The sequence below is a fragment of the Curtobacterium luteum genome (genome assembly GCF_014646995.1).
GTDB lineage: Bacteria > Actinomycetota > Actinomycetes > Actinomycetales > Microbacteriaceae > Curtobacterium > Curtobacterium luteum.
Map to the genome: position 1 here is coordinate 249830 of NZ_BMOI01000002.1, position 21281 is coordinate 271110.

Below are 21281 nucleotides of genomic sequence, written 5' to 3' on the forward strand. Positions count from 1 at the left end.
AAACCCCGCGCCGGTAGCGTGGCCCGCATGGCCGTCCAGCTCACCCGACTCGACCCGACCGGCGCCGATCGGGAGGCCCTGCTCGCCTTCCTGACGACCGAGGACTTCCCCTTCCACGTGCGTCCGCGCACCAGCACGGGGGACGCAGAGCGGGCGATCGATGCCGGAGCGTGGGACGACGACGAGCACCGGTCGTACTGGCTCGACGACGACGAGCACGGCCGCGTCGGCGTGCTGCGGCTCGAGGACCTCGCGGACCCGGTGCCGCTGTTCGACCTCCGGATCGCCGGCGAGCACCGCGGCCGGGGACTCGGCGTCCCGGCGCTCCGGGCGGCGACGGACCACGTGTTCACCTCGATGCCCGAGGTCACGCGGTTCGAAGGGCAGACCCGGGAGGACAACACCGCCATGCGCCGCGTGTTCCTGCGCGCCGGCTGGGTGAAGGAGGCGCACTACCGGGACGGTTGGCCGGTCGAGGGCGGCGCTCCGCTCGCGTCGGTCGCCTACGGGGTGCTGCGCCGCGACTGGGAGTCCGGCACCACGACGCCGGTCCCCTGGGACGACGACCCACGCTGACCGCGACACGCGGCCCGCGTCCCGCGGCGAGCGCGCGGGGGGTGACCCGAGGAGGGTCGAGACGACCCGGTGACGGCCGGGAGGCCCGTGGCGGCGCCGCCACGGGCCTCCCGGCCGTCACGTGGTCGCGATCAGCGACCGGGGGACGAACCTGAAGGTGCACCCCGAGTCGTTGCACCGAGTGCATCGATGCACCTAGTGTCTACGTACGTGACCCTCGCTCCCGACCGCCGTGCCGCGCTCAAGGCGCGGCACCGTGCCGCGCTGCTGCAGGCCGCTCGCGACCTCATCCACGAGCGCGGCGGCCGGGAGTTCAGCGTCGACGACCTCGCGGCGCGGGCCGACGTCGCACGCCGCACCGTGTTCAACCACTTCGCGTCGCTGGACGAGGTCCTGCTCACCGTCTGCGAGGAGGAGCTCTCGGTCATCATCGACCGGTTCCTCTCGGACATCGCGAACACCCCCGTCGGTGACGGCAGCCGGGCGTCGATGTTCGAGGAGATCGGGTCCGCCGCCCGCGGAGCCGACCTCGCCCCGGCGATCGCCGGCATGTACCGGACGCTCGGCGAACCCGGCAAGTCCGACCCGAAGGCGGCCGTGCTCACCCAGACGGCCTTCGCGCGGGTGACCGAGCGCCTCCGCGACGAGGTGCGCCGTCGGTACCCGGCCGCGGACGCCCTCGACGCGGCGCTGCTCGTCGAGTCGCTCATGAGCGGCATCGTCGTGATCGCCGACCACTGGCTGCAGGAGCACGCCGGCGAGATCGACGGCTCACCGCTCGACCAGGACGCACTCGACGCCTGGGACGCCCTGCTGAGCAGGCTGATCCACAGCGTCCGCAGCGGCTACATGCCGACCGACTGAGGCTCGTCCTCCTCCCGACCACCCGCGGGGTCCACCGGCGCACCCCGACCGCACAACCGCAGCACCACGAAAGGAACGGGGCTCTCCGCATGGCCGGTCTCCTCTACCGACTCGGGCGATTCTCCGCCCGCAGGCACTGGCTCGTGATCATCGCGTGGGTCGTGATCATGGGCATCGCCGGGCTCACCTACAGCCTGTTCGCCGGCTCGATCTCGTCGTCGATCTCGATCCCGAACACCAAGACCAGCCAGGTCCAGGACGAGCTCGCGGACAAGTTCCCGTCGGCGAACGGCGGCACCGGCACCCTGGTGTTCGCCACGACGGACGGCAAGGCGTTCACGAGCGCGCAGAAGTCGGAGGTCAAGGACTTCCTCGACGGGCTCACGGAGGAGAGCGGCGTCAAGAGCGTCTCCGACGGCTTCACCCTGCAGCAGCGCCTCGACGACCAGCGGCAGAAGATCGTCGACGGCCGGAAGCAGATCAGCGACGGGCGCGAGCAGATCGCCGACGGCCGGAAGCAGATCGCGGACGGGCAGGACCAGCTCGACGCGCAGAAGGCGCAGCTCGAGTCCGGCCAGGCGAAGATCGACCAGGCGCAGCAGCAGCTCGACGGGCAGAAGGCGCAGGCCCAGGCAGCGGGAGCCGCTGCGTCCGCGGCCGCGCAGGCACAGTTGCAGCAGGCGCAGGCGCAGATCGACGCCCAGCAGCAGCAGCTCACCGCCGGCGAGCAGCAGATCACCGCGGCGCAGAAGACCATCGACGCCAACACGGAGAAGCTCGACGCGAACGAGCAGAAGCTCGACGACAGCGAGCAGGAGCTCGAGCAGGGCTCGAAGCTGCTCGACCTGTCGAAGGACATCCGGTTCGTGTCGTCGAACGACGCCGCTGCGATCGGCACCGTGCAGTTCACGAAGTCGACCTACGAGGTCCCGCAGACCACGAAGCAGGCCATCTCGGACAAGGCCGACGCGGCGAAGATCAGCGGCGTGGACGTCTACGTCTCCAACGACATCGCGCAGGGCGTGCCGTCGATCCTCGGTCCCGGGGAGATCATCGGCGTCATCATCGCCGCGATCGTGCTGTTCCTGATGCTCCGGACGGTCATCGGTGCGGCGATCCCGCTGGTGTCCGCGGTGCTCGGCGTCGGCGTCGCGACCCTCGCCTCGCTGTCGTTCTCGAGCCTCGTGGAGTTCATCTCCGTCACGCCCGTGCTCGGAGTGATGCTGGGGCTGGCGGTCGGCATCGACTACTCGCTGTTCATCCTGAACCGGCACCGGACGCAGCTGAAGGCCGGCATGGACGTGCACGAGTCGATCGGGCTCGCGAACGGCACCTCCGGGAACGCCGTGGTGTTCGCCGGGACCACCGTCATCGTCGCCCTGCTCGCGCTCAACATCACCGGCATCCCGTTCCTCGGCCTCATGGGCACGGTCGGCGCGGTCGCGGTGTTCTTCGCGATCCTCATCGCCACGTCGTTCACCCCGGCGCTCCTCTCGCTGCTCGGCATGCGGATCCTGCGCCGGAAGGAGCGGGAGCGCATCGGCAACACCGACTCGATCCGGGTGCCGAACGCGCCGATGTCGACCTGGCGCGCGGTCATCACGCTCGTCGCCGGCATCGCCGTCCTCGGCACGATCGCCCTGCCTGCCACGCAGATGCGACTCGGCCTGCCCACGGGCGCGTCGGAGGCCGTCGACTCGTCGCAGTACAAGGCGTACAAGACCCTGTCCGACGAGTTCGGCGCCGGACAGAACGGACCGTTGCTCGTCGTGGCCGACCTGCCGAAGGCGATCAGCGAGGACGACGTGACCGCGACCGAGGTCACGATCGGCCAGGCGCTCGCGAAGAACGACGACGTCAAGGCCGTGCTGCCCATCGGCGCGTCGGAGGACCGGGACATCATCGCCTTCCAGGTCAAGCCGGCCGGAGGCCCGGACAGCGTCTCGACGGAGCGGCTCGTGCAGGACCTCCGCACGCAGCAGGTCAGCGTCGACGACGGCACGGCCACGCTCGGCGTCGCGGGCAACGCGTCCGCGAACATCGACGTGTCCGAGAAGCTCTCGAACGTGCTGCCGCTCTACCTCGCGGTCGTCGTCGGGCTGTCGCTCATCATCCTGATCATCGTGTTCCGGTCGTTCCTCGTGCCGATCACCGCGACGGCCGGGTTCATCCTGTCCGTGCTCGCGTCGTTCGGTGGTCTGACCGCGATCTACCAGTTCGGCTGGCTCGGATCGGTGTTCGGCGTGCACGACCCGGCACCCATCCTGAGCTTCCTGCCCATCATCGAGATCGGCATCCTGTTCGGGCTCGCGATGGACTACCAGCTGTTCCTGGTGTCCGGCATGCGGGAGGCGTACGCCCACGGAGCCTCGGCCAAGGTCGCGGTCCAGCGGGGCCTGCACGCCGGTCGGGCAGTGGTCACGGCGGCGGCGATCATCATGATCTCGGTGTTCGCGGGCTTCATCTTCTCGGACTCGTCGACGATCAAGCCGATCGGCTTCGGGCTCGCGTTCGGTGTCCTCCTCGACGCGTTCGTGGTCCGCATGCTGCTGATCCCGGCGATCATGCACCTGCTCGGTCGGAGCGCGTGGTGGATCCCGAAGTGGCTCGACCGGATCCTGCCGGACGTCGACGTCGAGGGCGCGAAGCTCGAGCGGGCGCACCCGGCCGGCGGGCGTGGGCCGGATGCGGGTGCGGAGCACCACGGGGCGCACGCCGCGCCGGTGGAGCCGGACGCGAACCCGCACGAGGGTCACACGCCGACGCACCGCGCGTAGCGCGCCGCACCGACGCGACCGCCTGGAGGCGCGGAGCCGGTCCACGAGACCGGCACCGCGCCTCCAGTGCGTGGCCCGTGGGGCGTGCCTGGCCGGACCGGGCGTCCTTGGTCCTTCCCCCTGCCGAGTACGGCCGGTCCCACCGTCGTTCGCCGACCGTTCGTGCACGAAGGGTAAGGTGACCGCATGACCGCGATCGACGCCGACCCCCTCGCCCTCGACCGGCAGCTCTGCTTCGCCCTCGCCGCGACGAGCCGGAGCGTCATCGGCCTGTACCGGGACCTGCTCGAGCCGATGGGCCTGACGCACCCCCAGTACCTCGTGATGCTCGCACTCTGGGAACACGACCCGAGGTCCGTGCGCGAGATCGCCGGCGAGCTCCGGCTCGACTCGGCGACGCTCAGTCCACTGCTCAAGCGCCTCGAGGCCTCCGGCTACGTCCGACGGACTCGGAGCGCGGCGGATGAACGGCAGCTCGAGGTGTCCCTGACCACCGCCGGACGGACGCTCCGGGACCGAGCCGAGGCCGTCCCGCTCGCGGTGGCCGACCGACTCGGCTGGCCGCTCGCACGACTCGAGGCCCTCAAGGACGAACTGACCGAACTGCTGGAGCGCGTCGACGTCGTCTGACCCTGGCCCGAGCGGACACTTCGTGCCACAATGGTTCGTGTACGAATGAAAGGACCGGTGATGGGACGCTTCGCCCGCTGGTACGAGAAGTGGAACACCACGCTCATCGAGAAGATGGGGCCGTCGCAGATCGGCGCCGGACACCCCGAGGGCGTCGACGACCGGACGGTCGACCGCGCGTGCCCGATCTGCGGTCAGCCGTTGTCGCTGCACCAGGTGATCCGGCCCGAGGGTCAGGTACGTTCGTCGACGCTGGTGTGCCCCGCTCGCTGACGATCCCCTCCGAGAAGGAATTGCACCCGACAACACGTGGTTGAACGGACACGTGAAGCTCTTCGAACCCGCCGACTTCGGCGCACTGCACCTCCGCAACCGGATCGTCATGGCCCCGCTCACCCGCACGCGCGCGGGCGCCCAGGGCATCCCGAACGACCTGCTCGTCGAGCACTACCGCCAGCGTGCCGGCATGGGCATGATCATCACCGAGGGCACCTGGCCCGTCCAAGAGGGCCGCTCGTACCCCGGCCAGCCCGGCATCGAGACCGACGAGCAGGTCGCCGGCTGGCGCCGCGTCACCGACGCCGTGCACGCCGAGGGCGGCACGATCGTCATGCAGCTCATGCACGGTGGCCGCGTCTCCCACACGTCGATCTCCGAGACGCCGCGCATCGTCGGCCCGAGCGCGATCGCCGCCCCCGGCCAGACGCACCTCGCCGACGGCAGCAAGGCGGACATGCCCGTGCCGCACGAGCTGACCACCGCCGAGGTCCGCGAGGCCGTCCAGGGCTTCGTCCAGGCCGCTCGCAACGCGATCGCCGCCGGACTCGACGGTGTCGAGGTCCACGGTGCCAACGGTTACCTCGTGCACGAGTTCCTCTCCCCCGTCTCGAACACCCGCACCGACGAGTACGGCGGCTCCCCCGAGAACCGCGCCCGCTTCGCCGTCGAGGTCACCACGGCCATCGCCGAGGCCATCGGCGCGGACCGGGTCGGCATCCGCCTCTCGCCGCAGCACAACATCCAGGGCGTGCTCGAGGAGGACGACGCCGACGTCATCGCCACCTACACGGCGGTTGCCGAGGGCCTCGCACCCCTCGGACTCGCGTTCGTCGACGTGCTGCAGGCCGACGTCACGTCGGAGCTCGTGCAGACCATCCGCCGCACCGCCGGCGCACCGTTCATCGCGAACTCCGGCTTCTCGTCGGTGACCACGCGCGACGAGGCCATCGCGCTGCTCGACTCCGAGCACGTGGACGCCGTCGCCGTCGGTCGTCCCGCGATCGCGAACCCGGACCTCGCGCTCCGTTGGGAGCAGGACGAGGAGCTCAACGAGCCGCGTCCGGAGCTGTTCTACGGGGCCAGCGCCGAGGGCTACACGGACTACCCGACGCTCGCCGAGCTGCGCACGCCGGTCGCGTGATCGACGGAGCCGCCTGACGGACGGGAGGCGCGGTGCCGGCTGGCACCGCGCCTCCCGTCTGTCCCGGGGGTGCGTCGGCGCTCACGCGGGCGTCGCTGGGGGACGACGGGACCGCTGTCGTGCGACGACGACGGCGTCGTTCCGTGCACGCGCCGGCAAGTAGCGGACGCAACGAACGACATCGCCGTCGTCGTGCGACGACGACGGCGTCGTTCGACGACGGCGCATCGACGGCAGCGGGAGCCACGAAACCCGGGAACACGACACCCGGGAACACGACACCCGGGAAACAGAAGACGCCCCCGGTCCGAGTGGAACCGAGGGCGTCATCCCTGCTGTCTCAAACAGTGTGCGCTCGAAGGGACTCGAACCCCCAACCTTCTGATCCGTAGTCAGATGCTCTATCCATTGAGCTACGAGCGCGTGGCGTTTGCGGCCGTGGAAGACTCTACAACAGGTGCAGCCACTCGCGCCAATCGAGCCCCTCCCGCGCGGCCGCTCGGCGTGTCGCGCCGACGCCGGGCCGGCTCAGGCCTCCTCGTCGAACACCTCGCCGAGGAACGTCTGGAGCGCCTGCCACGACCGACGGTCCGCGGTCGCCTGGTACTGCGCGCCGTGGTCCGGGGCGTCCGTGCCCGGGACGGCGAACGCGTGCATCGCGCCGGAGTAGGTGACGACCTGCCAGTCGACCTCCGGCGCCGAGCGCATCTCGTCTTGCCACTCGTGGACCTTCTCGTCGGGGACCATCGGGTCCGCTCCACCGGTGAGCACGAGGAGCTTCGCCCGGATCTGGTGCGCGTCGGAGGGGTCGTGGGCGATGAGCCCGCCGTGGAACGACACCGCCCCGACGAGGTCCGCCCCGGTCCGCGCGAGCTCGAGGGCGGTCGACCCGCCGAAGCAGTACCCCATGACGACGATCCGGGTGTGGTCGACGTCCGGGTCCTGTCGGAGTTGCTCGAACCCGGCGAGCGCGCGGGCGCGGAGCAGCGGGAGGTCCTGGTAGAACGAGCCGGCGACCTGCCCGGCGGTGTCGTCGCCCGGACGGATGCCGGCGCCGTAGATGTCGGCGCCGAACGCGACGTACCCGAGTCGGGCGAGCATCGTGACGCGGGCGTGGACGTGCTCGTTGACGCCGTGCCAGTCGTGGACGACGAGCACCGCGGGGCGCGGGCCGGCGATGGCGTGGTCCTTCGCGAGCACGCCCTCGAGGGCGGTCCCGTCGTGGTCGTACCGCACGGTCTCGACGCGCACGTCGGCGCCGGCGGGGTCGGGAACGGTCTGCAGGATGTCGTCGATGGTGGTCACGCTGCGACGCTACGCCGCCGGACCCGGGACGGGCCTTCCCCCGGACCCGGACCCGGCCGGCCTCCGGCGCGTGGTGACCGGATGACGGACGGGAGGCACGTGGCGGACCCGCCACGTGCCTCCCGTCCGGTGGTCCGCCGGTCAGGCGTCGATGTTGTCCCAGCCCTCGGGCCCCTCGGTCCCGGCGGCGTAGTCGTCCAGGGGCACGCGGCCGTCTCGCCAGGCCTGCAGGAACGGCTCGACGACCTTCCACCCCTGCACGGCGCTGTCGCCACGGACCGACAGGGTGGCGTCGCCCTCGAGGACCCCGGCGAGCACCTCGCCGTAGGCACTCAGCCGACCGGGGTTGAACGTCACCGACAGCGCCGTGTGGTCGATCGTGTACGGGTCGCCGGGGCCGTTCACGTTGAGCTCGAGCTGGAGTTCGTCCGGGGCGATCCAGATGCGGAGCCGGTCGGGCAGTTCGGCCCCGGTCAGCCCGTTCGGCACGTGCGGGGAGTCCTTGAACGTGATGATGATCTCGCGACGCTGCTTCCCGAGCGCCTTGCCGGAGCGGAGCGTGATCGGGACGCCGGCCCACCGCCAGTTCGCGACCTCGAGGGTGAGCTGGGCGAGGGTCTCGGTGCCGAGCGAGGGGTCCACACCCTCCTCGTCCACGTAGCTCGGCAGCTGACGATCACCGATGGTCCCCGCGGTGTAGCGGGCACGCTTGCCCGCGGCCACCGCGTCACCGCCCCAGGGCCGGACGGCACGGAGGACGAGCTCCTTCTGCGTGCGGAGGTCGTCGGCGTCGATCGACGCGGGGGCCTCCATCGCGACGACGGCCATCACCTGGAGCAGGTGGCTCTGGATCATGTCGACGAGGGCGCCCGCCTTGTCGTAGTAGCGGGCGCGGCCCTCGAGCCCGAGGGTCTCGTCGTAGACGATGTCGATGCGCTCGACGTGCTGCGACGAGAGCAGCGGCTCGATGATGCGGTTCGCGAACCGGAGCCCGAGCAGGTTGAGCACGGTGGACCGACCGAGGAAGTGGTCGACGCGGTGGATGCGCTCCTCGGGCAGGAACCCGTGCAGGACGTCGTTGAGGTGCTCGGCGCTCCGGGCGTCGGTGCCGAACGGCTTCTCGAGCGCGAAGCGGGTGCCCTGCGGGAGGTCGAGCCCGGCCAGCACCTCGCAGCTCTTCTCGGTGACGGCGGGCGGGAGCGCGAAGTAGACCGCCGGGTCGTGCTGGCAGTCGGCGAGCAGGGCCTTCAGGTCGTCCGCGCTGGTGACGTCCGACTTGCGGTAGCTCGACGCCTCGACGACGGCGCGGAGTCGGGCGCTCAGCCGCTCGGACCCGTCGTGCGCGCCCTCGTCCTCCTCGTTCTTCGACGCCTGTGCGTTCTCGAACGCGTCGTGCACGAGACGCTTCCAGTCGTCGTCCGACAGGTCCTCCGTGCCGGCGCCGACGAGCTGCACGTCCCAGTCCTCCTTCACCTCCAGGAGGGTCGCGAGGCCGGGGAGCAGCAGCCGCTTCGACAGGTCGCCGCTGGCACCGAGGATGAGCAGGGTGGTCTGGAGGCTCGACATGCCCCAGACCGTACTCACGAGTCCTGCAGGTGGCCGGGTCCGGGGCCGTGCCGTCGGGTCGCGTGCACCGGCGCCCGCTCCGGGCGTGCCTCCGGTCTCGCCGATACGGTGGGGGCAGTCCGGCGCGAGGGAGCACGATGAGCAGTGAGCACGACGGGCGGCGCCTCCGCGTCGCAGTGATCGGGACGGGCATGATCGCGGGCGTCCACGTCCGGGCCGCCGCCGCCTCGGGCGCGGAGGTGCTCGGCGTCCTCGGTCGCACGCCGGCGCGCTCGGAGCAGGTCGCCGCGCAGCTCGGCCTCCCGCGGGGCTACGCCTCGCTCGACGAGGTGATCGCGGACGCCCCGGACGTCGTGCACGTCTGCACCCCGAACGGGCAGCACCACCCCCAGTCGCTCGCGGCCATCCGTGCCGGCATCCACGTGGTGTGCGAGAAGCCGCTGGCGCTCGACCCGGCCCAGGCGGACGAGCTCGTCGCCGCGGCCGCCGAGGCCGGCGTCGTCGCGACGGTCCCGTTCGTGTACCGCTACCACCCGATCGTGCGCGAGATCCGGGCCCGGGTCGCGGACGGCGAGCTCGGTCGGCTGCTCGCCGTGCACGGGCACTACCTCCAGGACTGGATGCTCGACGAGGACGCGTCGTCGTGGCGGGTGGACCCGTCGTCGAGCGGCGTCTCGCGCGCCTTCGCGGACATCGGTTCGCACTGGTGCGACCTCGTGGAGTTCGTCACGGGGCAGCGGTTCGTCGAGGTGTCGGCAGCGACCGACGTCGTGTACCCGACCCGACCGGCGGCGTCCGGTCCGTCCTTCTCCGGCTCCCCCGACCCCGATCCGGTCGCGGACGCCAGCGAGCGCGCCGAGGTCACGACGGAGGACACCGCCGTCGCCACCTTCCGGACCGAGGCCGGGCGCATCGGCAACGTCGTCATCTCGCAGGTCTCCGCCGGGCGCAAGAACCGGCTCTGGTTCGAGGTGGACGGCACGCTCGGCTCCGCGGCCTTCGACCAGGAGCAGCCCGAGTCCGCCTGGTTCGGCACCGACCGCGGGGCGCAGATCGTGGTCCGGGACCCGTCGCAGGGCGTGCCCGACCAGCGACGCCTGGCGATGGTGCCGGCCGGGCACCCGCAGGGGTACCTCGACGCGTTCACCGCGTTCGTCTCGGACACGTACGAGGCAGTCCGGGGCGGGTCGCCCGAGGGGCTGCCGACGTTCGCGGACGGCGCCCGGGCCGCGGCGATCATCGAGGCCGTGGTCCGGAGCGCGGCCGCACGCGACTGGCGGACGATCGGCTGAGCACTCGCGTCCGGCCGGGGGTCGGACCGGACCGACTGGAGGCCCGGATCACGTGACCGACGTCGGTCACGTGATCCGGGCCTCCAGTCTGAGCGCGCACAGCAAGCGGGATGCACGCTGGAGCCATGAGCACGACCGTGAGCGACTTCGTCATCGACCGCATCAAGTCCTGGGGCGTGACCCGGGTCTTCGGCTACCCGGGTGACGGGATCGGCGCGTTCGACGGCGCCCTCGGCAAGGCCGACGGCAGCGAGCGCGCCCTCGAGTACGTGCGGCCGACCCACGAGGAGATCGCGGCGCTCATGGCCACCGCGCACGCGAAGTTCACCGGCGAGGTCGGGGTCTGCGTCGCCACCTCGAGCCCCGGTGCGTTCCACATGCTCAACGGGCTGTACGACGCGCAGATGGACAACCAGCCGGTGGTCGCGATCGTCGGGCAGCAGGGACTCGCGTCGATCGGGTCGTTCACCCAGCAGGAGTCGAACCTCGAGCGCGTGTTCGCCGACGTGGCCTGCTACGTCGAGACCGTGGCGTCCCCGGACGCCGCCGGGGTGGTGATCGACACGGCGTTCCGCACCGCGATGCTGCGGAAGCAGCCCGCCGTGGTGGTGCTCCCCCACGACGTGCAGGCGATGGCGTGGGAGGAGCCCGCGGCCGAGCACTGGGTCTCCCGGTCGAGCGACGTGCCGGCCTCGACGCGGATCACGCCGTCGGCCGACGACGTCCGGAGGTTCGCGGAGATCCTGAACTCCGGGAAGAAGATCACCTTCCTGGTCGGAGCCGGCGCCCGCGGCGCCACGGACCAGGTGCTCGCGGCGGCGGAGCGGACCGGCGCCGGGATCATCACCGCGCTCCGCGGCAAGGACGTCGTGCCGTCGGACGTGCCGTACCACACGCAGCAGGTCGGGCTGCTCGGTTCCCGGCCCTCCCTGACGCAGATCAAGGAGTGCGACACGATCGTGCTCCTCGGGACGAACTACCCCTACGGCGAGTACCTGCCGAAGTCGGGGCAGGCGCGGGGCGTGCAGGTCGACATCAAGCCCGAGCAGCTCGGCCTGCGGTACCCGACCGAGCTCAACCTCTGGGGCGACGTCGGTGCGACGCTCGACGCCGTCATGCCGCTCCTGGAGCAGACCACCGACCACTCGTGGCAGGAGCAGCTCGCCGACGAGATGCGCGAGTGGGAGGCCGAGATGGCCCGCCAGGCCGAGGTCTCCTACAGCGACGGGGTCAACCCGCGCCGGGTCATCCGCGCGGTGAACGAACGGCTGCCCGAGCGCGTCACCGTGACCTGCGACGCGGGCACCACGGCGGACTGGTACGGCCACCACATCCGGCTCCGTCGGGGCATGCACGGCGACATGTCCGGCCGGCTCGCGACCATGCTCGCGGCGATGCCGTACGCCGTCGCGGCGAAGTTCGCGTTCCCGGACGCGCCGGCGGTCTGCACGATCGGCGACGGCGCGTTCCAGATGCTCGGGATGAACGAGCTCATCACCGTGAAGAAGTACATGGCGAACTGGCCGAACCAGCAGCTCGTCATCGTGATCATGCACAACGACGACCTCGGCCAGGTCTCGTGGGAGATGCGGACCGAGGACGGCAACCCGATGTGGCGCGGCTCGCAGGACGTCGAGACGATGGACTACGCCGGGTACGCCGAGCTCCTCGGGTTCACCGGCATCGCGGTGCACGACGACAGCGAGGTCGACGCGGCCGTCGAGCGGGCGTTCGCGAACCCCGGGGTGACCGTGATCGACGCGTACGTCAGCCGCAGCGTGCCGCCGCTCCCTCCGCACATCACGGCGGAGTACGCGATCAACACCGCGAAGAGCCTGCTCAAGGGCGACCCGGTCGAGCTCGACGTCGTGAAGGACTCGGCGAAGGCGATGGCCGCGGAGGCCGTCGAGCGGGTGAAGGGCGCCCTCGGCCGCGACTGACCACCACGTGGTGCCCGTGTGAACATCGTGTGACGCGTTCGGGGGTCAGCTGGCGTGTCGCCTGTGCGTTCTCCTAGGTTCGTCGCCGATGAACACTTCCCACCACTCCCGAACGCGTCGTGGGCGCGTCGTCGCGGGCGCAGCGCTCGCCACGGCGGGCGTCCTCGTCGCGCTGTCCGTCCCGTCCGTCGCCAGCGCTGCCGACGGTGACACCACGATCGACATCGTCGACATCAACGACTTCCACGGTCGGATCGAGTCCGAGGGCACGACCGCCGACAAGGCCGCCGGTGCCGCTCGGCTCGCGACCGTGGTGCAGTCCTGGCGTGAGGCGAACCCGAACACGATCTTCACGAGCGCGGGCGACAACGTCGGCGCATCGACCTTCACGTCGCTCATCCAGCAGGACACCCCGACCATCGAGGCCCTGAACGCGATGCGGCTCGACGTCAGCGCGATCGGCAACCACGAGCTCGACAAGGGTCAGGACGACTTCACCGACCGCATCGAGGCGGCCGCGGACTGGCAGTACGTCTCGGCGAACATCGTCGAGGAGGGCACGACCACGCCGGCCTTCACGCCGTACCAGATCGTCGAGAAGGGCGGGGTCGAGGTCGGCTTCATCGGCGCGACGACCGAGGACCTCATCCCCGGACTCGTCAGCCCCGGCGGGGTCGAGGGGCTCGAGATGGCCCCGGTGGTGAGCCAGGTCAACAAGTACGCTGACGAGCTCACCGACGGCGACCCGGACAACGGCGAGGCCGACGTGCTCGTGCTCCTCGTGCACGAGGGGGCGGCGTCGAGCAACATCGCCGACGCGACCGGGTCGAGCACCTTCGCGAAGATCGCCGCCGGCGTCGACGAGCGGGTCTCGGCGATCGTCTCGGCGCACACCCACTTCTCGTACGACCACGAGATCGCCGGGCCGACGGGCGAGCTCCGCCCCGTCATCCAGACCGGTTCCTACGGCGTCAACTACGGGCACCTGCAGCTGACGGTGGACGCGGACAAGCAGCTCACCGACATCTCGGCCGAGGTCACGCCGGTCAACACCGACCCGCGCACCGCGACCGACACCTCGTCGGTCGCCGAGGTCGCGGGGATCGTCGCCGACGCGAAGGCCGTCGCCGAGGTCGAGGGCGCGAAGCCGCTCGGGAAGGTCACCGGCGACCTCCGCCGCGCCGTCCAGTCGGACCGCACGAGCGAGAACCGCGGCGGGGAGTCGGTGCTCGGCAACAACATCGCCGAGGTGCAGCGAGCCGCCACCGCCCGGAACGGCTCGCAGGTCGCCTTCATGAACCCCGGCGGCCTGCGCACCGACATCCTGTACAGGTCGAGCGGCGCGAACGATCCGGACGGCACCGTGACCTACAAGGAGGCGGCGCTCGTCCAACCGTTCGCGAACACCCTCGTCACCGAGGACATGACCGGTCAGCAGATCAAGGACGCGCTCGAGCAGCAGTGGCAGCCGGACGGCTCGGACCGCCCCTTCCTGAAGCTCGGCGTCTCCGACGGCTTCGCCTACACCTACGACCCCGCGAAGGGTCGTGGGGAGCGCATCACCACGATGACGCTCGACGGCGAGCCGATCGCCCTCACCGACACGCTCAAGGTCACGGTCAACTCGTTCCTCTCGACCGGCGGCGACAAGTTCTCCGCGTTCACGACCGGGAAGAACATCGCCGACTCGGGCCAGGTCGACCTCCAGGCTCAGGTCGACTACTTCGCGGCGAACCCCGTCGTGACGCCGCCGAAGGACCAGCGTGCGGTCGGGGTCACGGTCTCCCCCACGCCGGACGGCGGCTTCCGGCCCGGTGACGAGGTCACGGTGCGCCTGTCGTCGCTCGTGTTCTCGAGCGAGGACCCGTCCGCAGCAGGATCGGTGTCGATCGGTGCCGGGGACGAGGAGCTCGCCAGCGCCCCGATCGACCCGACCATCGTGGACAAGACGGACGAGCAGGGCACGGCGACGCTGACCTTCACGGTCCCCGGCGCAACGGCCTCCGACGACGGGGTGGCACGTGCTGCTGCCTCGACCCGCGCGGTCGCCGCAGCCGAGACGGCCGAGCAGCCCCTCGTCGTGACGCTGCCCGGCGGCCAGACGATCACCCTCGCGGTGACGATCCCGGCCGAGACGGCAGCCGAGCCGGAGCCCGAGCCCGGGACGGACCCGACCGACCCCGCCGACCCCACCGACCCGGGCACGCTCCCGGGCGTCGAGGACGGCGGTGACGTCGACGGCGGCGCCGGGACCGGCGTGCCGATCGACGACGGCGACGGTGACGTCGACGCGATCGTGCCGACGGACGAGCTCGCCTTCACGGGCGCCGAGCTGACCGGGCCCGCGATCGCGGCCGGTCTGCTCCTCCTCGCCGGCGTCGCAGGCCTGGTGGTCGCTCGACGGGGGCGCGCGCAGCGTGCCGCAGCGGGCACGGCTGACTGATGCGGCCGTCTGACGCGACCGTCTGACGGACTGGAGGCGCGGTGCCAGCGGGCACCGCGCCTCCAGTCCGTACGGTGTCCCGTCCGGGACGTCCCTGTCCATGCGGGCCGGTGCGGCGTATCCTCGGCACTGTCGCATCGCGACGCGTCGCGCCGGGTCATCTCTCATCCGCCGGCGGTGGTTCCGCTCGGTGCGGACTCCGCGGCGCGGGTGCTCTCCGTCTCCAGGGAAACGACGGAGGGCACCCACCACCCGGTCCGTCGACACTGGTCAGCGCGAGCCGCCGGTCCGCGCGAGCCTCTGGTCAGCGCCCGCGCAGGTCAGCGCCCGCCGCAGGTCAGCGGAAGAGCTGCTCGGCGATGTACGACCCCTTGCGCGGGGCCGGTGGGACCGCGAAGACCGCCGAGCCGATGTGCGAGACGTACTCGTTCAGCCGGTCCGAGGCCCCGAGCTTCCGCTGGAGCCGCTCGAAGTGCTCCGGGTCGTTCATGTACGCGGCGAACAGCAGCCCGGCGTCGAGCTGGCCGTACTGGTTCAGGCCGTCCGTGTAGTTGTACCCGCGGCGGAGGATCTTCACGCCGCCGTTGGCTTCGTGCGCCGCGAGGGCGATGTGCGACCGGGCGTCGATCTTCGTCGTCCCGTCACCGTGCGCCGCGTGGAAGTCCGGCGTCGTGTGCTCCGATCCGCCGGAGAGCGGTGCCCCGTCGATCTTGGTCCGACCGAACACCCGCTGCTGGTCGCTGACCACGTCGGCGTCCCACGTCTCGAGGTTCATCCGGATCTTCCGGACGACCTGGTAGGTACCGCCGCGCATCCACGCCGCGCCGTCCCCGGGCTGGTCGACCCACACGAAGCGGTCGAACTCGTCGTCCGTGGTGACGTTCCGGGTGCCGTCCTTGAACCCCATGAGGTTCCGCGGGGTCGACTGCGACGGGCCAGCGGAGGCGCGGCCGAACCCGAGCACCGTCCAGCGTACGGTCGCGGTGCCGCGGGCCATGCGGGCGAGGTCCCGGACCGCGTGGTAGGCCACTTGGGGGTCGTCCGCGCAGGCCTGCAGGGAGAGGTCCCCGCCGGTCAGTTGCTCGTCGAGGTTGTCGCTCGGCAGGGTCGGGATCGCGGCGAGGTGCGCCGGACGCTTGTCGGCCAACCCGAAGCGCTCGTCGAACACGCCCGGTCCGAGGCCGACCGTGACGGTGAGCGACGCCGGCCCGAGGTCGAGGGCCTCGCCGGTGTCGGCGCCGACGCCGTTGCCGTGCGCCGGCTCGACGCTGCCGACGGTCTTGCCCGCCTGCAGCTGGGCGATCGCGGCCGACCACCGGGCGAGCAGCACCTGCAGGTCCGTCGCGACCGACGTCGACAGGTCGAAGGTCATGAAGACGCAGTGGCGCTGCGGGACGGTCCGGATGCCGCCCTGCGGCTGGCCGGCGGCCGTCGCGTAGAAGGGGTGCTGCTGCGAGAGGTCGAGCGATTCGTCGCCGTTCGTGGCGGCGGCGAGGGGTTCACCCCGGTCGCGGCGGCCGCGCCGGCGATGCCGACGGCCGCGCCGACCCCGGCTCCAGCGGCGGCCAGGCCGGCGCCGAGGAGACCGCGGCGCGAGAACCCCGACGAGTGCTGCGCCGTCGCCCGGTCGGGGTCCGCCGGGTGCTGCGCCGTCGCCCGGTCGGGGTCCGCCGGGTGCTGCTCGTGCTCGGTCGTCACGCGGTGGCGACCTTCTCCGCGAGGCGCGACAGCGGGTCCTGCAGCGCCTGGACCTGCTGCGAGATCGCGTTGGCGTCGGAGCGCCGCAGGGACTCGTCCCAGGGCTTGAACCCGCCGAGGCCGTCCGCGTCGCGGTAGCTGTCCATGAGCGAGTTGGTGGCGTCGAACTGCTTCGCGATCTGCTGCGTCAGCGTCGGGTCGGTCTTCGTCAGCCCCGGCTTGAGGTACGCGAAGGCCTGACGGGCGCCCTCGACGTTCGCGGCGAGGTCGACGAGGTCGATGTGGCTGTACGCCTCCTCCTCACCCGTGATCTTGTTCGACTGGACCTCCTCGAGCAGGCCTGCGGCGCCGTTGGCGAGGTCCTCGGGCTTGTAGTCGAGCGTCGGCACGAGCTTCGCGAGGAGCCGGACGTTCTCGGTCAGCGCTGCCGCGGTCTTCTTCGTCGAGGCGGTGATCTCGCCCGCCTGGAAGAGGTCCTTCTCGACGGCGTGGAAGCCGCTCCAGCCCACGGCATCGTCGAGGTTCGAGGCGCGCATGTCGATGAGGTAGTCGAGGTTGCCGGCGTTGTCGGTCGCCTTGTAGCCCTTCTTGACGAAGCCGTCGACGTCGCTCTCGATGTGCTCGTAGTACGGGCGGGCGTTCGCGTAGTCGGCCTTCGCCGCGTCGACGTCACCCTTGTCGACGTCGGCCTGCAGCTGCTCGACCGCGGTGACCATCTCCGTCACCTGGCCGTCGACGTAGGTCGCGTAGCCCTTGGTGCCGTCGGCGAGGAGCGTCGCCGCACTGCTGTTCGCGGTGTCCGCGACCTTGCCGGTGACGGTGAAGTCGGTGAGCTCGGTCGCCGCGCCGGGGCAGTACACCTGGTACGTCCCGCCGCTGAGCGTCGCCGTGAAGTGCACGGGGTCGAGCCCGGGTGCCAGGTTCTCCTTCTCACCGAGGATTCGCTGGTCCTGCAGCAGCTCGACCTCGGTGATCGCGGTCGACGACTCGTTCTTCACCGTGAAGGTGACCGGGCCGGCGGGGACCTTCGTCGAGGACACGGCGCAGGCGTCGGACCCGTCGTTCGTCAGCGTGATGGTCACCCGTGCGACCTTGCCGGAGGCGCTCGCGTCGCCCGCTGCGGACGACGATCCGGAGGCGCAGCCGGTCAGGGCGAGCGCGGTCACGGCACCGAGCGCGCCGAGGGTGATCAGGGGACGGACGGTGGTCTTACCGAGCGGCATACGCGGGGCTCCTCGTGGGGTCAGCGGCGGGCGGGCCGCTGGGCAGGGTCGTGTCGGGGTCGGGCGCAGGGGTGGTGGTGCGACGGCGGTCGCGGAGGGCGAGCAGCAGCTGCACGACGGCGGCGCCGCCGAGCGCGAGGGGCAGCCACGCCGCCCAGAGCTGCAGTTCCGCACCCCGGGTCGCGGCGGCGGCCGCGGTCGCGGCGGCGCGCTGGGCGACGGCGTCCGGGACGCCCCACACGTCGCGGTCCAGGGTGGTGGTCCGGGCGGACGGGAGGCCCCCGCCGCGCAGCGTGAGCACGTCGCGTTCCGAGCTGGTCGCGTCCAGCACGCCACCGGCGACGGTCCAGACGGTGGTCGTCCGCGTGGTCGACCACGAGGCCGTGAACGGTCCGGGGTTGGTCGACGGGGAGATGCCCACCGGGATGCGGCCGAAGAGCCCGACGAGGTCGTCGAGCGTCAGGCTGCTCGGCTGGTCGGCTCCCGTGCCGGCACCGGTGATCCGCCAGCGGTCGGCGGTGACGCCGGCGCGGGTGACCCGGCGGTGTGCGGAGGCCGGGAGTGTTGTCTCGGACTGCGCGCCGTTCCCCGACGTCCGGAGCACCCCGGACGTCCCGTGGACGTCGGCGGTCAGGCTCGTCTGGTCACCGTCGAGCCGGACGGTGTCGGGCAGGCGCGGCGTCGCGACGGTGGCCGGAACCCCGATCGCGAGGACGACCGCGGCGAGCGCGAGCCCACCGGCGACCACGGTCCGGACGAGGGGCACGCGTGCCGGCGTCGGGCGCCAGGAGCGTGGCCAGAGCGACAGGGCGAGCACCGGCACGAGGTAGAGCGCCCAGCCGAGCAGCTCGATGACCCGCGGGTCCGGCGGAACACCGAGCACGCCGGTGACGAGCGCGCCCTGGACGGACCCGTTCGGCGCGAGCCAGGACAGGTCCACGGTGCGCTGCTGTCCGATGACGATCCAGCCGGCCTCGTGCGCGTGGCGGATCGCGGTGAGGACGAGCCCGGCCGCGACGAAGACGAGGAAGACGCCGGTGCCGGTGAAGAACTTCGCGAGGTTCAACCGGACGCCGCCGGTGTAGATGCCGTACCCGATGACGACCGCGGCCGCCACGCCGAGGACCGCACCGAGTGCCGCCGAGCCGGTGTCGCGCGAGGCCTGGAAGGTGGCCAGCAGGAAGACCGACGTCTCGAAGCCCTCCTTGAGGACGGCGAGGAATGCCATGCCCGCGAGTGCCCATGCGGTTCCGCGCCCGAGGGCCGCCGTCGCACTGGCTTCGATCTCGGTGCTCAGGTTCCGCGCGTGCGACCGCATCCAGACGATCATGCCGGTGACGAAGACGACGGCGACGATGCCGATGACGGTCTCCATGCCCTCCTGCTCGGCCTGGGGCAGCGCCTGCTCGACGAGCTGGAGTCCGAAGCCGACGGCGACGCTGAGCAGGACGGCGGTCCCGACGCCGAACCACATCGGCGCGAGGGGCACGCGGTTGCGACGCAGGAAGGCGGCGATGATGCCGACGATGAGCGTGGTTTCGAGACCTTCGCGGAGGCCGATGACGAGTGTGGCGAGCATGGCGTAGGTGAGGCTAACCTAACCCGACCTCGGCTCGCCAGTCCTGCGGGGTGGGGTTTGATGGTTCTCATGAACCTGCTGACCCCCGAGGGCCTGGCATCGGTCACGAACGTGCTCGACCTCGCCGGCGTGTTCGCGTCCGCTCTCCTGGGCGGTTCGATCGCCCGGACGATGGACTTCGACCTGTTCGGGTTCCTCGTCGTGGGCTTCGTCTCCGGACTCGGCGGGGGCATCCTGCGGGACACCCTGCTGCAGAACGGACCGCCCGTCGCGCTCGTCGACCCGCTGTACGTGCCGGTGGCGATCGCCGGCGCACTCGTGGCGTTCTTCGTGTCGTTCTCCGAGGTGACCTGGGACCGTCTGTTCACCATCCTCGACGCCGCGGTCATCGGGATCTGGTCCGTGGTCGGGGTGCAACGGACGTTCGACGCCGGCCTCGGCTGGCCGGCAGCGATCATCATGGGCACGATCACGGCGGTCGGCGGCGGCGCGATGCGCGATCTGCTCCTCCGTCGGGTGCCCGCGGTGTTCGGCGGCAACGCCCTCTACGCCACCGTCGCCGTCGCCGCGTCGGCCGTGATGGTGGCCGCGTCCTTCCTCGGGTCCCCTTCGGTGGGGATCATCGCCGCGATCGTGCTGTCGCTCGCCCTGCGGTGGGGCGCCGTCCGCCGCGGATGGGGCCTGCCGAACGGCCGCGACTGGCAGCCGCAGTCCGCCCTCGGGTCGCTCCTGCGCCGGGGACGAGGTCTGCGGGTCGTCCGCCCGGACGCCCTGCGGCTGCTCCGGCGGCCGGGCCGACGGTCGGGCGTCGGCAGCGTGCACGAACGGCACGACGAGGCTCCGGAGAGCCAGGACACGTAACCGACTACCGTCGCGTCGGCGGCCGGGCGTACGATCGAGACCGCCGGGTATCGAACCCGGCGCACGCGGCCCAGAGCACCGAGGCGACCCGAACGCGGCGGTGCACGGATCACGTGCCGAGGGGGCTTCGCTGATGCCGCGCGGGGATCAGACGCGCGGCGCGGCAGGTCTCCGCGGATCGGGGACGTCCGCACGGCGAGTGCTGTCGGAGGGTGTCGTCGTTCCCGCCAGAATGGTGGGGAACCACCACCCACGCTCCGCGTACGTCGACCCGACGGCGAGCGACGGGCACTGTCGAACCAGGATCAGATGAGCGACGACGCTGCACCAACATCGCGCACACCCCGGGCCGAGGTCCGCGAACGCCTCCTGACCGCCGGCGGCGAGGTCTTCGCCGAGCAGGGCGTGCACGAGGCCCGGCTCGACGACGTCGCCGCGCGGGCCGGCTTCAGCAAGGGCGCGGTGTACTCGAACTTCACCTCGAAGGAAGACCTCGTCGCGCAGGTCATGCAGCGTGCGACGAACGTGGTGCTCGGGTCGCTGCAGGAGCTCGTGCACGCCGAGATCGCCTCCGTGCACCTCGGCGACGTCGTCCGGCAGGCCTTCGGACGGCACGACCAGAGCACGCAGTTCGCGCTGCTGTCCGAGTTCCGGGGCTACGTGCTCCGTCACCCCGAGCTCCTGCCGGAGTTCGTCCGGCAGCGGCAGGTGCTGCAGGACGGCGTCCAGGAGCTCGTGGACCTGTGGTTCGGCGCGCACCCGGAGGTCGACCCCGGGTTGCCGCTCGACGTCTTCGCGACCGCACTCATCGCCGCGAACGTCGGGCTGGTGTTCGACGCGCAGGCACTCCCGGGCGTCGACCCGGGCGACGTCATCGCCGCCCTCGTCGAGGCGGTCGTGCGCCCACGCTGATCGCCGGTCGGGGTCGGCGCGCGGCGTGCGCGTCGTGCGCGCCGCCGTCGGGCTCGCTGTCCTCGCACCGTGCGAGGCCAACCCCGCGCCCGCCGCACGGTGCGAGGACACGCACACGGTGCGAGGGCGCAGACCTCGCACCATGCGGACAACCTCGCACGCTGGCAGGCCGCCGCCGTCGGGCGCGCCGGCCCC

Annotated in this window: 16 protein-coding genes and 1 tRNA gene; 11 read left to right on the forward strand and 6 right to left on the reverse strand. The window is 71.6% G+C overall.

Going from position 1 to position 21281, the window contains the following annotated elements; translation table 11 throughout:
• The first annotated feature begins 27 nt into the window (after positions 1-27).
• From IEY20_RS04550 to IEY20_RS04575, 6 genes are all read left to right on the forward strand, one after another.
• A complete protein-coding gene (locus tag IEY20_RS04550) occupies positions 28-576 on the forward strand; it encodes a GNAT family N-acetyltransferase (protein WP_175328095.1) in 549 nt (182 codons plus the stop codon).
• Between the two features lie 210 nt (positions 577-786).
• On the forward strand, positions 787-1440 hold the full coding sequence (locus IEY20_RS04555) for a TetR/AcrR family transcriptional regulator (protein ID WP_175328094.1): 654 nt from the start codon (positions 787-789) through the stop codon (positions 1438-1440).
• Between the two features lie 89 nt (positions 1441-1529).
• On the forward strand, positions 1530-4217 hold the full coding sequence (locus IEY20_RS04560) for an MMPL family transporter (RefSeq protein ID WP_188888935.1): 2688 nt from the start codon (positions 1530-1532) through the stop codon (positions 4215-4217).
• A gap of 186 nt (positions 4218-4403) precedes the next feature.
• Positions 4404-4847 (forward strand): MarR family winged helix-turn-helix transcriptional regulator, encoded by a 444-nt coding sequence (locus tag IEY20_RS04565; RefSeq protein WP_175328092.1) that lies wholly within the window; start codon positions 4404-4406, stop codon positions 4845-4847.
• A gap of 60 nt (positions 4848-4907) precedes the next feature.
• Positions 4908-5120, forward strand: a complete 213-nt coding sequence (locus IEY20_RS04570; protein ID WP_022904449.1) for a hypothetical protein — start codon at positions 4908-4910, stop codon at positions 5118-5120.
• Positions 5121-5172: 52 nt separating this feature from the next.
• Positions 5173-6267 carry an alkene reductase gene (locus IEY20_RS04575; RefSeq protein WP_175328091.1) on the forward strand — a complete coding sequence of 365 codons (1095 nt, stop codon included), beginning with the start codon at positions 5173-5175 and terminating at the stop codon, positions 6265-6267.
• 350 nt (positions 6268-6617) lie between these two features.
• Here IEY20_RS04575 and IEY20_RS04580 read toward each other — a convergent pair.
• From IEY20_RS04580 to IEY20_RS04590, 3 genes are all read right to left on the reverse strand, one after another.
• Positions 6618-6690, reverse strand: a tRNA-Arg gene (locus IEY20_RS04580).
• Positions 6691-6795: 105 nt separating this feature from the next.
• Positions 6796-7572: a dienelactone hydrolase family protein gene (locus IEY20_RS04585; protein WP_022904451.1), complete on the reverse strand. Its 777-nt coding sequence runs from the start codon at positions 7570-7572 to the stop codon at positions 6796-6798.
• 141 nt (positions 7573-7713) lie between these two features.
• Positions 7714-9138: a glucose-6-phosphate dehydrogenase gene (locus tag IEY20_RS04590; protein ID WP_175328090.1), complete on the reverse strand. Its 1425-nt coding sequence runs from the start codon at positions 9136-9138 to the stop codon at positions 7714-7716.
• Positions 9139-9275: 137 nt separating this feature from the next.
• On the opposite strand from IEY20_RS04590, the gene IEY20_RS04595 reads away from it, so the two are divergent.
• From IEY20_RS04595 to IEY20_RS04605, 3 genes are all read left to right on the forward strand, one after another.
• Complete coding sequence (locus tag IEY20_RS04595) at positions 9276-10430, forward strand: Gfo/Idh/MocA family protein (RefSeq protein ID WP_031273869.1); 1155 nt, start codon at positions 9276-9278, stop codon at positions 10428-10430.
• Positions 10431-10555: 125 nt separating this feature from the next.
• A complete protein-coding gene (locus IEY20_RS04600; protein WP_175328089.1) occupies positions 10556-12370 on the forward strand; it encodes a thiamine pyrophosphate-requiring protein in 1815 nt (604 codons plus the stop codon).
• An 88-nt stretch (positions 12371-12458) separates the two neighbouring features.
• Entirely contained in the window at positions 12459-14813 is a 2355-nt protein-coding gene (locus tag IEY20_RS04605) for a bifunctional metallophosphatase/5'-nucleotidase (RefSeq protein ID WP_175328088.1), read from the forward strand.
• 337 nt (positions 14814-15150) lie between these two features.
• On the opposite strand, the gene IEY20_RS04610 is transcribed toward IEY20_RS04605, so the two are convergent.
• The 3 genes from IEY20_RS04610 to efeU form a co-directional block, all read right to left on the reverse strand.
• Positions 15151-16185, reverse strand: a complete 1035-nt coding sequence (locus IEY20_RS04610) for a Dyp-type peroxidase (protein ID WP_229727867.1) — start codon at positions 16183-16185, stop codon at positions 15151-15153.
• Positions 16186-16507: 322 nt separating this feature from the next.
• The gene (gene efeO / locus IEY20_RS04615) at positions 16508-17734 is read right to left on the reverse strand and encodes an iron uptake system protein EfeO (RefSeq protein ID WP_175328086.1); all 1227 of its coding nucleotides are present in this window, start codon (positions 17732-17734) and stop codon (positions 16508-16510) included.
• Positions 17721-19313 (reverse strand): iron uptake transporter permease EfeU, encoded by a 1593-nt coding sequence (efeU, locus tag IEY20_RS04620; protein ID WP_175328085.1) that lies wholly within the window; start codon positions 19311-19313, stop codon positions 17721-17723. The genes efeO and efeU overlap by 14 nt, the downstream gene beginning before the upstream one ends.
• Before the next feature lie 69 nt (positions 19314-19382).
• Here efeU and IEY20_RS04625 point away from each other — a divergent pair, with 69 nt between their 5' ends.
• Together IEY20_RS04625 and IEY20_RS04630 are read left to right on the forward strand one after the other, a co-directional pair.
• Positions 19383-20174, forward strand: coding sequence for a trimeric intracellular cation channel family protein (locus tag IEY20_RS04625; RefSeq protein WP_175328084.1), 792 nt, complete (start codon positions 19383-19385; stop codon positions 20172-20174).
• A 309-nt stretch (positions 20175-20483) separates the two neighbouring features.
• Entirely contained in the window at positions 20484-21086 is a 603-nt protein-coding gene (locus IEY20_RS04630) for a TetR/AcrR family transcriptional regulator (RefSeq protein ID WP_175328083.1), read from the forward strand.
• The last annotated feature ends 195 nt before the right edge of the window (positions 21087-21281 follow it).